The sequence below is a fragment of the Sphingomonas sp. genome, from assembly GCF_017304615.1.
In the GTDB taxonomy this organism is placed as follows: Bacteria; Pseudomonadota; Alphaproteobacteria; order Sphingomonadales; family Sphingomonadaceae; genus Sphingomonas.
Genome location: NZ_JAFKLZ010000001.1, coordinates 469520 through 482238, shown reverse-complemented (window position 1 = coordinate 482238; position 12719 = coordinate 469520). Strand labels below are relative to the sequence as shown.

Annotated in this window: 14 protein-coding genes and 1 tRNA gene; 9 read left to right on the top strand and 6 right to left on the bottom strand. The window is 63.8% G+C overall.

Going from position 1 to position 12719, the window contains the following annotated elements; genetic code table 11:
• Positions 1-2: 2 nt before the first annotated feature.
• Positions 3-494: a nuclear transport factor 2 family protein gene (locus J0J06_RS02430; protein ID WP_294039760.1), complete on the top strand. Its 492-nt coding sequence runs from the start codon at positions 3-5 to the stop codon at positions 492-494.
• Positions 495-584: 90 nt separating this feature from the next.
• On the opposite strand, the gene J0J06_RS02425 is transcribed toward J0J06_RS02430, so the two are convergent.
• Positions 585-1502 carry a LysR family transcriptional regulator gene (locus J0J06_RS02425; RefSeq protein ID WP_294039759.1) on the bottom strand — a complete coding sequence of 306 codons (918 nt, stop codon included), beginning with the start codon at positions 1500-1502 and terminating at the stop codon, positions 585-587.
• Between the two features lie 104 nt (positions 1503-1606).
• On the opposite strand from J0J06_RS02425, the gene J0J06_RS02420 reads away from it, so the two are divergent.
• Together J0J06_RS02420 and J0J06_RS02415 are read left to right on the top strand one after the other, a co-directional pair.
• Complete coding sequence (locus tag J0J06_RS02420; RefSeq protein ID WP_294039758.1) at positions 1607-2434, top strand: alpha/beta hydrolase; 828 nt, start codon at positions 1607-1609, stop codon at positions 2432-2434.
• 233 nt (positions 2435-2667) lie between these two features.
• Positions 2668-3942 carry an MFS transporter gene (locus J0J06_RS02415; protein WP_294039757.1) on the top strand — a complete coding sequence of 425 codons (1275 nt, stop codon included), beginning with the start codon at positions 2668-2670 and terminating at the stop codon, positions 3940-3942.
• 210 nt (positions 3943-4152) lie between these two features.
• Here the strand turns inward: J0J06_RS02415 and J0J06_RS02410 are convergent.
• Positions 4153-4242, bottom strand: a tRNA-Ser gene (locus tag J0J06_RS02410).
• A 111-nt stretch (positions 4243-4353) separates the two neighbouring features.
• Here J0J06_RS02410 and hspQ point away from each other — a divergent pair.
• The gene (gene hspQ / locus J0J06_RS02405; RefSeq protein ID WP_294039756.1) at positions 4354-4734 is read left to right on the top strand and encodes a heat shock protein HspQ; all 381 of its coding nucleotides are present in this window, start codon (positions 4354-4356) and stop codon (positions 4732-4734) included.
• Between the two features lie 137 nt (positions 4735-4871).
• On the opposite strand, the gene J0J06_RS02400 is transcribed toward hspQ, so the two are convergent.
• The gene (locus J0J06_RS02400; protein WP_294039755.1) at positions 4872-7466 is read right to left on the bottom strand and encodes a TonB-dependent receptor; all 2595 of its coding nucleotides are present in this window, start codon (positions 7464-7466) and stop codon (positions 4872-4874) included.
• 276 nt (positions 7467-7742) lie between these two features.
• Here J0J06_RS02400 and rplU point away from each other — a divergent pair, with 276 nt between their 5' ends.
• The 3 genes from rplU to J0J06_RS02385 all read left to right on the top strand — a co-directional run bounded on the left by rplU (position 7743) and on the right by J0J06_RS02385 (position 9105).
• Positions 7743-8117 (top strand): 50S ribosomal protein L21, encoded by a 375-nt coding sequence (gene rplU, locus J0J06_RS02395; RefSeq protein ID WP_294040810.1) that lies wholly within the window; start codon positions 7743-7745, stop codon positions 8115-8117.
• Between the two features lie 12 nt (positions 8118-8129).
• Positions 8130-8399 carry a 50S ribosomal protein L27 gene (rpmA, locus tag J0J06_RS02390; RefSeq protein WP_294039754.1) on the top strand — a complete coding sequence of 90 codons (270 nt, stop codon included), beginning with the start codon at positions 8130-8132 and terminating at the stop codon, positions 8397-8399.
• Between the two features lie 166 nt (positions 8400-8565).
• The gene (locus J0J06_RS02385) at positions 8566-9105 is read left to right on the top strand and encodes a GNAT family N-acetyltransferase (RefSeq protein WP_294039753.1); all 540 of its coding nucleotides are present in this window, start codon (positions 8566-8568) and stop codon (positions 9103-9105) included.
• A 55-nt stretch (positions 9106-9160) separates the two neighbouring features.
• On the opposite strand, the gene J0J06_RS02380 is transcribed toward J0J06_RS02385, so the two are convergent.
• Positions 9161-9460 (bottom strand): hypothetical protein, encoded by a 300-nt coding sequence (locus J0J06_RS02380; protein WP_294039752.1) that lies wholly within the window; start codon positions 9458-9460, stop codon positions 9161-9163.
• Position 9461: 1 nt separating this feature from the next.
• Entirely contained in the window at positions 9462-10394 is a 933-nt protein-coding gene (locus tag J0J06_RS02375) for a hypothetical protein (RefSeq protein WP_294039751.1), read from the bottom strand.
• Positions 10395-10548: 154 nt separating this feature from the next.
• Here J0J06_RS02375 and J0J06_RS02370 point away from each other — a divergent pair, with 154 nt between their 5' ends.
• Together J0J06_RS02370 and obgE are read left to right on the top strand one after the other, a co-directional pair.
• Positions 10549-11142: a TetR/AcrR family transcriptional regulator gene (locus J0J06_RS02370; protein WP_294039750.1), complete on the top strand. Its 594-nt coding sequence runs from the start codon at positions 10549-10551 to the stop codon at positions 11140-11142.
• 3 nt (positions 11143-11145) lie between these two features.
• Positions 11146-12195, top strand: coding sequence for a GTPase ObgE (gene obgE / locus J0J06_RS02365; protein WP_294039749.1), 1050 nt, complete (start codon positions 11146-11148; stop codon positions 12193-12195).
• Positions 12196-12198: 3 nt separating this feature from the next.
• On the opposite strand, the gene J0J06_RS02360 is transcribed toward obgE, so the two are convergent.
• A complete protein-coding gene (locus J0J06_RS02360) occupies positions 12199-12669 on the bottom strand; it encodes a hypothetical protein (protein ID WP_294039748.1) in 471 nt (156 codons plus the stop codon).
• Positions 12670-12719 lie beyond the last annotated feature (50 nt).

The window sequence follows — 12719 nt, the reverse complement described above, 5'->3', positions numbered from 1 at the left end:
CGATGACGACCCCGCTGCACACCGAACTCTCCGCTTTCCTCGACGCCTATTTCGCCGCTTGGAACCGCTACGACGTCACCGCGATGCGCGCGCTGTGGGATGAAAGCGAGGAACAGGCGGTCTATCTCGCCGAAGAATGTGAGCCGCATATCGGGTGGGAGGCGATTCTCGGTTATTGGGGAGTCGACCGCTCGAAGGCGGAAAGGCTGCTGACGTGGCACGACCTCACCGCGATCCGCGCCGGGGAGGACGTCGCCATTGCCTTCTTCCATGCCAACTGGAGCACCTATCTCCCCGGCAACCGCCTGTACCCAAAGCCGTTCGGCGGTCCGGTGCGCATCAGCATGACGCTGCGTCGCTCGCCCGAGGGTTGGCGCGCGATCCATTATGTCGAATGTCCGCTGGCGTCGCTGGTCCAGGTACGCAAGGCGCACGAGGACGCCGTCGACCCCGCGCTGCATGCTCGGCTGGCGGCCAAGGGCATCACCTACTGAGGCCCGTAGGGCGGACAAGGGTATGCCCGCGTGCGGGTTTTCACTAAGCGCCGTGATGGCGACAAGTAGGGCGCAAAGCAGGCGATAGGGCTACGCGCGCGCCCAAGGTGTCGTCGCCAATGCCGCGGCCAAATGATCGATGACGGCCTGGACCCGCAACGGCCTGAGTGATGAGGGCGGCGTCATGAGGTGCAGGCCAAGCGGCGGGCATTCCCAGTCCGGCATGATCTGTTCCAACGCCCCGCCGCTCAGTTGCTCCCACACGAGGAATTCGGGCTGGATCGCCATTCCCCGTCCGGCCAGCAGTGCGGGATTAAGAACGTCCGCATTATCGGTCCACAGTCGGATCGGGGGCTCCACAACTTCCTCGCCGAAAAGCGCGTGATTGAAGCGCCAAACCCCCGGTGTGTTGCCGCCAGTATAGGCTAGCACATCATGGTCCATAAGCTGCCGCGGATGGGTTGGACGACCGTGAGCGTCGAGGTAGTCGGGCGACGCGACGAGCAGCAGCCGGACCGCGCAGAGGCGCCGAGCAAGCAGTGACGAATCCTCCAGGCGCGCAATGCGGATCGCTATGTCGAAACCGTCGGCGACCAGATCGACTTGCCGGTCGCTCAACGAAAGATCGAGTGCGACATCCGGATAGGCCGTCATGAATTCAGGGAGAGCGGTCGCCAGGTAAGCGATACCGAATGACAACGGCGCGCTGATCCGCACGCGGCCGCGCGGGATTGCGAGTTGCTCGGCCGCTTCATCTTCGGCTGCCTCGCCTTCGCGCAAGATGCGTGTCGCACGTTCGAGCGACGCGCGACCGGCTTCGGTGAGCGAAAGACGTCGCGACGTCCTTGAAAAGAGGGACAAGCCGAGCCTCGCCTCCAAGCGCGTTACTGCTTTTGAGACCGTCGGGTTCGACAGGCCCAGCTCCTGCGCGGCGCGCGCGAACGACCCCAGTTCGGCGACCTTCGCGAAGATCGCCCATGCTTCGAGGTCGGGTAGCCTTCGTGTCATTTTCGGAAATGATTAGATGCAATCATTTCTATTTCGTCAATACCGATCCAACGGCACTTTCACCTTACCGACGCACGCCGCATCGGATCGACGGGAGCAAGACGATGAGCACGATCACCACCAAGGACGGCACCGAGATCTTCTACAAGGACTGGGGCAACCGCGATGCCCAGGTCATCATGTTCCACCACGGCTGGCCGCTCAGCTCCGACGACTGGGACGCGCAGATGATGTTCTTCGTCCAGAAAGGCTATCGCGTCATCGCCCATGATCGCCGCGGCCATGGCCGCTCGAGCCAAGCAGCGATTGGCCACGATATGGACACCTATGTCGCTGACGTCATCGAGCTGGCCGATGCGCTCGACCTCAAGAACGCCATCCATATCGGCCACTCGACCGGCGGCGGCGAAGTCGCCCGCTATGTTTCTCGGGCGAAGCCCGGCCGCGTGTCGAAGGCCGTGCTGATCAGCGCTGTCGCGCCGATCATGGTCAAGACCGCCGCTAATCCGGACGGGGTGCCGATGGACGTATTCGACATGGTCCGCGAACAGACCGCCACCAACCGCGCGCAATTCTACTACGACTTCACGTTGCCGTTCTTCGGCTATAATCGCGAGGGCGCCGAAGTGAAGGAGGCGGTTCGTCTCAACTGGCTTCGTCAGGGCATGAACGGGGGCGCGCTTGCCCATTACCTTGGCGTTGCGGCGTTCTCCGAAACCGACTTCACCGACGACTTGAAGGCGATCTCGGTCCCGACGCTAGTGCTGCACGGCGAGGACGACCAGGTCGTCCCGTTCCCGACGACCGGCAAGATGTCTGCGCAGATCGTCGCCGGCGCCAAGTTGATCTCCTACCCAGGCTATCCCCATGGCATGCCGACGACCCATGCCGATGTGATCAATGCCGACTTGCTAGCCTTCATCGAAGGCTGAGGATCTAGACCCCGAAGGCGCGGTGGATTTGGGTCCTCCGCGTCTTTGGCTGCTCAACGCTAGCCGGGACCCGCGCTTAGAAGGTCCGCTTTTGGGCTCGCTGATTGAGGCCGTGATCGATTGAGTTTGGGGTGCGTGGCAGTCGGACGCTGCGGCGACTGTACTGCTGACGGGATAGGCCAGTTTCTTTGAAACCGCTCGACTCATCCAGGTCGGGTTGGAATAGGACGCGAATGACCAACGCCTCGGACCGTCGCATCCTTCTGGCGAGCCTGATCGGCACGTCGGTCGAATTCTACGACTTCTATATCTACGCCACGGCGGCGGCTTTGGTGTTCGGCCCGGCTTTCTTTCCCGCCAAAGACCCAGCGGTACAGCTGCTCGCATCCTATGCGAGCTTTGGCCTGGCATTCTTTGCGCGGCCGTTGGGCGCGGCCCTGTTCGGACATTTCGGTGATCGCCTGGGTCGAAAGTCCACGTTGGTGGCGTCGCTGATGCTGATGGGCGGCTCGACCGTCGCGATCGCATTCCTGCCCACCTATGACCAGATCGGGTGGATAGCCCCTGCTCTGTTGTGCACGCTGCGCTTCGGTCAGGGCTTGGGACTTGGTGGTGAATGGGGCGGCGCGTCGTTGCTGGCGGTCGAGAACGCGCCGCCGGGCCGAGAATATCGTTGGGGCATGTTCCCGCCGCTCGGCGCACCGATCGGCTTTATCGCGGCGAATGGTCTCTTCCTGCTACTCGGTGCAGTTCTGACCGACACGCAGTTTCACGCCTGGGGCTGGCGGCTCCCCTTTTTGGCCAGTGCGGCGTTGGTCATGCTCGGCCTGTGGGTGCGCCTCAAACTGACCGAGACCCCGGCGTTTCGCAACGCGGCAGCGCACGATACCCTGGCGAAGGTACCGATCGCCGACCTGTTTCGGCATCATCTCCGTGCGACAATTGCGGGAACCGCGGGCGTCATAGCCTGTTTCGCGCTGTTCTATCTCACCACGGCGTTCGCGCTAAGCTACGGCACTACGACGCTCGGACATGGGCGTCAGGCGATGCTGGGCCTGGAGATCGCCGCGATCATTTTCCTGGCGATCGGCGTAATCACGTCCTCGATCCTGGCCGACCGAACCGGCGCGTCGTCCATGCTGCGCTGGGGTTTCCTCGGGTGCGTTCTATCGGGCTTGCTGATTGGACCGATGCTCGGCGCTGCGTCGCTATGGGTCGTGTTCGCATGGCTCGCGCTTTCATTGTTTGCGATGGGCTTCACCTATGGACCGCTTGGCGGCTGGTTGCCGTCGCTGTTCCATCCGAACGTTCGATACACAGGCGTATCGATAACATTTAATCTAGGCGGCATCGTCGGCGGAGCGCTCGCCCCTATCGCCGCGCAGTCGCTCGCTGTTCATGGGGGATTGCCGCTCGTCGGCGCCTATTTGGTCGCCGCCGGCATGCTCAGTCTTGGCGGCGTCTTGCTCCTGGGAGGTCAATCTCCCTATACAAATCGACAGGCCTGACGAACGACGGCATTTGGCTCTCGGGCTTCCCCAGTCCCCAGTTCGTCGTAGACATGTCTTCGTTGATCGATTTCGCTGGCTCGGCCGTTGTGGGGATCGGATTGAGTTTCACGGTGCCATTTTTGATCCGGACCACGCCTCTATCGAATGAGGCGCAGAATGGCACCGCAAGCGGCGATCGCAGCAAAGGTCTCGAAAGAGAAGACTAGGTGGCGGAGAGGGTGGGATTCGAACCCACGGTACGGTTACCCGCACAACGGTTTTCGAGACCGTCCCAATCGACCACTCTGGCACCTCTCCGCACGGGGGTTCCACGCCGCGGCGCGGGTCGAAGGCGGGGCCTCTAACGTAACTGATCCGCGGGCACAAGCGCGTGCTTGTGCGATGCCGCAAAAACCCTAAATTGTGGCCATGCAGCGTTCCCAACCCCATGATATCGTGTCCCCGGCGGGCGTGCCGATGCCGCCGGTCGCCACCGCGCGCTTTTCGATCGGCGATGTCGTGCGGCACCGCCTGTTCGACATTCGCGGCGTGATTTTCGACGTCGACCCGGTCTTCGCCAACAGCGAGGAATGGTACGAATCGATACCGGAGGCGGTGCGTCCGGCCAAGGATCAGCCGTTTTACCACCTGCTCGCCGCCAATGCGGAGTCGAGCTATGTCGCCTATGTCAGCCAGCAGAACTTGCTCCATGACGACAGCGACGAACCGGTCGACCATCCGGCGATCGACGGCCTGTTCAGCGGGCTGATCGACGGGCGCTACAGTCTGCGGCGCGAGCACCGGCACTAAACAAGAAAAAGGGGGCCGATCGGCCCCCTTCCCTTTCCAGGATATTCTGCCGCGCCATCAGACGAGGGCGTTGCGCGCCATGGCTGCCCGCCGCGGCGGAAGCGGATTTTCCTGAGCAAATCCGCTTCCGTCCGCCCCTAGAAGTTGAACGCCACGCGCCCGTACAGGTACCGCCCGTTGAACCCGAACGGCGAGAATTGCGAATACGGGATGAAGTAGCTGTTCGGCGTGAAGCCCGGCGCACCCGTCGCCCCGCCGGTCGGCAAGCGATCCGGGTAGGTATCGAAGACGTTGTCCGCACCGATCGTCAGCGTCACTTCCTTGATCGGGTGAACTCGTAATTCGACGTCGGTGACCCATTTCGGCGTCAGCTTCAGGTCTCCCGCGACGCTGCCCAACGGCTGGGCAAGCGTGCCGGTATTGACCACCCACACGGTACCATAACGGTTGGTGCGGACCGTCGCGCCCACGATGCCGAGATCCCAGTCGGCCGCGAGGTTCAGCTTCGTACGCGGCTGGCCATCGGTGATGCGGTACGATTCCTGACGCCCGAACAGCACCAGCCCCGGCAGCGACGGCAGCGAGGCGCGCTTGATGATCTTGGTCTGGTTATAGTTGTACCCCGCGGTCAGCGTGAACTTGCCCGCGCCGAAATCCGGCACGCGATAACTGGCGACGATGTCGACACCCTGGGTCCGCGTGTCGGCACCGTTGACAAAGAATCGGGCCGACGTGACGCCGGTGATGCCCGCCGCCGTCAGCAGGTTGACCACCGCGGTCCCGGTCAAGTTCTCGGTCAGCAGCACGCGGTCCTTGATGCGGATATTATAATAGTCCGCGGTAATGCTCAGCCCGCTAATCGGGTTGAGCGCGATGCCGCCCGCGAGGTTGAGCGCCTTCTCCGCCTTGAGCTGCTTGCCGCCCAGTGCTGTGCCGATCGCGCTGGTTGATGGCACCGTCACGATGTCGATCAGCGTGCCGCCGACATTGTTGGTCGACGTGGTCGAGAAGAATTGCTGCGCGAGGCTCGGCGCACGGAAGCCCGTCGAGACCGACCCACGGACCGCGATGCCCTTGATCGGCTCGAACCGCGCCGCGACCTTGCCGTTCACCGTGTCGCCGAAATCGCTGAAATGTTCATATCGGCCGGCCGCCTGGATGGTGAACATCTTGCTGATGTCGGCATCGACTTCGACGTAACCGGCAAAGCTGTCGCGCGAACGATCGACGGCATTCTCCGGCTTGAAGCCGGGAAACACCTGCGCGCCCGGGGCCGCACCGTTGACGACAAAAGGACCGCCGACATAGCTGCTGACGCTGCCCGGCCGGATCTTGAAATTCTCGTTGCGGTATTCCGCGCCGAACGCGATGCCGAAGCTCGACAGCCCGCCGACATCGAACTTCTTGGTGAGGTCGAGGTTCGCCGTGGTCTGCCCGAACGCGATCCCGCCGGAGTCGAACCGCCGCGGCGACAGGAGACCGCCAAGCGACACGTTGAAGCTGTCGATCGTTTGGTAATCGAGCTGGTTCGACCCATAGACGACCGACAGATCGGCGTTGAACCCGCCAACGTCCCCCTTGATCCCGACCGCCCCGGCCACGTCCTCGATCTGGCTGTAGATCTTGGGCAGGAAGCCGTCGGCATAGTAAGGCACGAAGGTCGTCGTCGACGCCGCCCAGTCGCGGTTGCGCGCGTCGTTCGAGCGGCGATAGAAGCCCGCGCCGATACCATCGCGGATGCCATAGCTGCCGAACGTGTAGAGTTCGAGGTTCGGGCCGATGTCGACCCCAGCGTTCAGGAACACGTTGTAATCGACCGTCTTGCCGTCGCCATAGCCATGGCTGAACCGGTCGAAGGTCAGTTCGCGCGGATCGCCCACGGTGAAATACTGACGCCGCGGGTCGGCGCCCGAACGGTTGGTCGGGTCACGGTCGCGGAACTGGCCTGACAGCACCAGATAGCCGCCATCGCCGACCGGCAATCCGACGCGCGCGGCCAGGGTCAGCGTGTCGCCGTCGTGCCGCTCGCGTTCCTTGCCGTAATTGAGCGCGAGCACGTCGGCCTGGGCGTTGGAGCCGGGGATCAGCACGGTCGGCACGCCGCCGGTCGTCTGGACGCCCAGCACGTCGTTCACGCCCGACATCGTCGTGTCGTATTTGCCGAACGTCACCGATCCGCTGACGCCGACCTTCTTCGACAATTGGATGTTGATGACACCGGCGATCGCGTCGGAACCGTATTGCGACGACGCGCCGTCGCGCAGCACTTCAACGCGGTCGATCGCGATCGGCGGGATCTCGTTGAGGTCGACCGACGACGACCCACGGCCGACCGAGCCGTTGAGGTTGATCAGCGCGGCGGTGTGGCGACGCTTGCCGTTGACGAGCACCAGCGCCTGGTCGGGCGCAAGGCCGCGCAGCGTCGCCGGGCGCACCGAATCGGTGCCGTCGGTGAGCGACGGCTGCGGGAAGTTGAACGAGGGGACCAGATCGCGGATCACCTTGTTGGTTTCGGTCGATCCCGAATTGGTCAGCTGATCGCCGCCGATCACGTCGATCGGCACCGGCGAATCGGCGACGGTGCGGCCTGGAACGCGCGACCCTGTGATGACGATGTCCCTGGCGGGCGGTTCGGTCGCTTGCGGATCGCCGAGCGTATCCTGGGCGAAAGCGGGCGTGGTCAGCGCGATCGCCGACACGGTGAACATGGAAAGGATGATAGCGCGACGCATGGCCGAGTCCCCATTTGCTGTTTTTACAGCAGCCTCGGGCCCTCTCCGCCCTCGGCTACGGTTGAGGACTGTATGCCGTCATGGAAATGTAACAACAAAGTTATGCTGCGCCTGCACACGACGCACGATTGGTGTGGCGGACGGGCAACACACGTTTTGGACGTTTCCCACGCGTCTCGGCGGTTGACAGCGCGGCATGCTTCGCCTAGCTGGCCCCTCTTTCCCGGGCAGGCTTTTGCTTGCCGGGGTTCGTTTATTTGAAAAGTGATGAGGGCCATGTTCGCAGTCGTGCGCACGGGCGGCAAGCAGTATCGCGTCGCCGCCGGAGACAAGATTGTCGTCGAGAAGATCGACGGAGAAGCCGGGGCGTCTGTGACGCTCGGTGACGTGCTGCTCGCGGGCGAAGGCTCGGAGCTGAAGCCGACCGACGGCCTGACCGTCGCCGCCGAGATCATCGCGCAGGCGAAGGGCGAGAAGGTCATCGTCTTCAAGAAGCGCCGCCGTCACAACTATCGCCGCAAGAACGGCCACCGCCAGAACCACACGATTCTGAAGATCGTGTCGATCGGCGCCGCCGAGAAGAAGGCCGCCCCGAAAAAGGCCGCCGCGAAGAAGGCCGAGGGCGACGCCCCGGCCGCTGCCGAAGCGTAAGGAAGCAACGAGATGGCACATAAGAAAGCAGGCGGTTCGTCGCGCAACGGTCGCGATTCGGCCGGTCGCCGCCTCGGCGTGAAGAAGTTCGGCGGCCAGGAAGCCGTCGCCGGCAACATCCTCGTGCGCCAGCGCGGGACCAAATTCTATCCGGGCCGCAACGTGGGCATGGGGAAGGACCATACCCTGTTCGCGCTCGTCGATGGCCGCGTGGTGTTCCACGACGGCAAGCTCGGCCGAAAGTTCTGTTCGGTGGACATTATGGCGGCCGCGGCCGAATAACATCGGGTGACCATCCGGGTCGCCCACCAGGGCGATCCGGGGTTTCACGAACGAAATCCGAAACAGGGAGACGGGTCGCCCCGGCTCCCTTTTTTCTTGCTCCCTCCACCCGACCGTCGCGCGCACGTCACATCCACGTGCCAGCGGCCAAGACACGGAGAGTAAGATGTTCGCGATTACGCCTCGGTTGGTTTTAAGGCCCGGCTGGCCCGAAGATGCCCCGGCGCTTGCCCGTGCCATCGCGCACAAGTCGGTGGTGACGAAGTTGTCTCGGGTGCCATGGCCCTATGGGCAGGGCGATGCGGAGGCGTTCCTGGCCGACGCCTGGCAGGGTTCGGTGCCGCGTTTTGTCATTACCGAGCGTGCACGCGACGACCGGCCGATCGGATGCATCGGCCTTCATCACGATCACGACCTCCCCGAACTCGGCTATTGGCTGACGCCGGAGGTGTGGGGCCGCGGTTATGCGACCGAGGCGGGGAATGCCGTCGTGGCGCTGGCCCGCGACAGCCTCCGCCTGCCTCGACTGCGGGCGAGCTGGCTCGCGGGCAATCCCGCTTCGGGCCGCGTGCTGAGCAAGTTGGGCTTCGTCGCGACGGGCCGGGTCGTACCGCAGCCATCCCGGGCGCTCGGCCATGATGTCGATACCGTGGAAATGCTCCTCGATTTCGACGCCGACGAGCCACGAATGCCCATCGCGGCATGACCGAAATCCGCCGCCGTCCTATGATACCAAGGGCGGCGGCGGATAGGCCTGAGCGCTAACGCGCCAGAACGACGGGCGTCGCGGTTCCGTCGAGAAATGCAAAGCCCCGGCAGACCTCCGCGGCACCCGCGGGCATGGAAAAGTGCCCGTCGACGATCGGCAGGATCTTGGTCCGCTTTTCAGGTGAATCTGCATCGCTGTCGAACGTGCCCGCCGTGTAGGTTCCCACCGTCGGATCGTTCGTCACGCCGATCGCCGTGATGGGGCCGCTCGTCGCTTCGTAGCTATGGATTTCCCTTTCCAGCAAATCCTTGTCCCAAGCGGCGTCGAAGAGAATAACGGTCGGATCGTCCATCTCACTTCCCTTCAAGAAGGTCTTTGAGGCGTTGCGCATCGGCCGGCTTGCAAAGGCCGGTCAGATAGGTTTGCAGGGCGCTCGCTTGGGCGTCGACCTCTTGCGGAGTCTTGGCATCAGCCGATGGCGTCAAATTCAGCTGGCGCATCGTATTGCCGAGATTCTTGACCTTTGTCTGCACGTCGGCAGGCCAGGGCAGCGTCGCGGCCGCTTTGTTCGTCGCACGAAACGACTTTCGGGCTTCGCCCCCTGGCGCATCGAAACTTTCGTCGCGAACACACGCCGTTACCGCTCTGCTGTAATCGCCCTTCGCATCCGAAAAGCTCTTGGCCGCCGCAACGTTGAGTTCGCCAATCGCGCCATTGATGCTGCCCGCGACTTCGTAATCCCGGAGTTCCGCGTACGCCATTTCCAGCGTGTAGTCCGACGCCGGCAATTTCTTGTGTTCCTCGATCTGGGCACGGACCTTCAATCGGTTGGTCTGCATCGCCACGATCAGCGCCGACAGCGTGCGTTCGAAATAGAGTTCCTTGTTGATGCTGGTCTTGGTGTTGCCGATGAACCCGGCGAGCGCGGCAAGTTCCGGCGCGGCGTTGGTCACGACCGACCCGACCCCGGCCGCCGCGCTCCCCGCAATATCCAGCGCCACGTTCGCGCCGTTCCGCTCGCTGGACAGGCTCCCGAGGAAGTTCGCGAACTGTGCGTCGGCGGCGGCCATATAAAGCGTGATCTCGTCGTCGCGCCGTCGCTTCCGCTCGACGTCACTGATTCCGGCGGCGTTCACATACGCCAAACCGTCACGCATATCCTTGATAAGACCGTTAGGCTGACGATACGCGGTTACTGATTTCGGCATGCCCGAAAACGACGCGCAGCCGCCCGAACCCAGCAACAGCACCGCCGCTGCACCCAACCGCCAACGCTTGACCCCCATCTCGCCCCTCCAGACCGACGACGCCCCGCCCGGATGCTGCGACGCCCAAGTGCATAAAAACAGCGAAGAAAGGTTCGAACCGGAGCAACCGGCCCCCCGATAAGGGACATTGCTTGCTCTTGCGCCGGACGCCCAAACCGCCGACAGACGATCCATGTCCGTCACCCCCCTGCCCGTCCGTCGCCGCCTGTCGCCCGAGGAATCGCGCGAAGCCGCGCTCGACGCCGCGCGCGACGTGCTGGTGGAACTCGGCCCGCAGGCCGTGACGCTCAAGGCCGTGGCGGCGCGGATCGGCCGCACCCACGCCAATTTGCTCCACCATTTCGGTTCGGCCGCCGGGCTCCAGACCGCGCTGATCGAGCGGATGGCGGAGTATGTCACGACGGAGATTCGCGAGACGGTCCTGCGCGAGCGCGCCGGCGGCCACGATCCGCGCCAGGTCGTCGACATGGCGTTCGATGCGTTCGACACTGGCGGTGCCGGGGCGCTGGCGAGCTGGATGATCCTTTCAGGCAACGAGAACGCGCTCGACCCGATCTTCAGCGCGATCCACGACCTTGTCGACGAACTGGCCGAGGATCATTCCGACCACGAACGCCCGATCGCCGACGAGACACTGCAACTGGTCATCATGGCGCTCGGCGACGCCTTGTTCGGTGCCCCGCTGACTCGCGCGCTAGGTCTGCCCCGTGACCGCGCGCGGACACTGACCTACGCCGCGCTCAAAGACGGCATCGTTCGGGACTGATCGATGCATTTCCTCGACCAGGCAAAGATCTTCGTCCGCTCGGGTTCAGGCGGCCCCGGGGCCGTGTCGTTCCGGCGCGAAAAGTTCATCGAATATGGCGGCCCCGATGGTGGCAATGGCGGCAAGGGCGGCGACATCATCTTCGAGACTGTCGCGGGTCTCAATACGCTGATCGACTTCCGCTACACCCAGCATTTCCGCGCGCCCCGCGGGATGGGAGGCTCCGGCAGCAACCGTACCGGCGCGGGCGGCGACGATCTGGTCATCAAGGTGCCGGTAGGCACGCAGGTCCTGGCCGATGACGAGGAGCGGTCGCTACTCCTCGACCTGACCAAGGTGGGCGAGCGCGTCACCTTCCTGCGCGGCGGCGACGGTGGACGCGGCAACGCCAGCTACAAGACGTCGACCAACCGTGCCCCGCGCCAGCACGGCACCGGCTGGCCGAGCGAGGAGGCATGGGTGTGGCTGCGGCTCAAGCTGCTCGCCGATGCCGGGCTGGTCGGGCTGCCCAATGCCGGCAAATCGACCTTCATCAACCAGGTCACCAACGCGCAGGCCAAGGTCGGCGAATACGCCTTCACCACGACCCGCCCCCAGCTCGGCGTGGTGCGCCATCACCAGCGCGAATTCGTCATCGCCGACATTCCCGGCCTGATCGAGGGCGCGGCCGATGGCGCCGGGATCGGCGACCGCTTCCTCGGCCATATCGAACGCTGCCGCGTGTTGCTCCACCTGGTCGACGCCAATGACGACGACGTCGCCGAAAGCTATCGCATCGTCCGCGACGAACTCGCGGCTTATGGCGGCGGGCTGACCGACAAGCCGGTCGTCGTTGCGCTCAACAAGATCGATACGCTGGACGACGAACTCATCGCGGCATTGTCAGCGGAACTCGAGGAAGCGAGCGGCGCGGAAGTACTGCCGATCTCCGGCGTCAGCGGCACCGGCGTCGACTGGGTGCTCGACAAATTGCTCGACGCGATCGGCCCCGCCCCCGGCGCCGTTCCCGAGGACGACGAGGGCGAGGACGCGATCGAATGGTCGCCGGTCTAGGGCTTATTTAACCGGAACGCCCGCCGGGCTCGCCCAGCTCCACGACGCGACCTTCCATTCCATCCCTACCTTAACGAGCACGAACGCGACGAAGCCGGTTTCGCGCATCGTCTTGCCGCCTTGCTTGTAGGTATAGGTGCAGGGAGTGACGACATAGGCGCTGCCGTCGCTGATTTGCTCGTCGACCGACTCGCCGAACCACACATTGCCGTCGGATTTGCCCGCCGCCGCTTCCGACTTGCCGAGATCGCCGAGCCATTTGTCGAACGATCCGGGGCCGGACCAGACGAACGGCGCGACATTGTCGACGATCGTCGGATCGACGATGTGGATCGCCTTCACGGCGGCGATGTCGCCCTTGTTGAAGCCGTCCATCATCGTCTTGATCGTCGCGGCGATCCCCGCGTCGCGCGCGGACGCCACCGGCGCGACCAGCAAGGCGGCGAACGCGATTAACATCGACAATAGCTTCATGATGACTTCCCCCTCCGAAAATATTCCGCGACGGTATCATAACGGAAGCG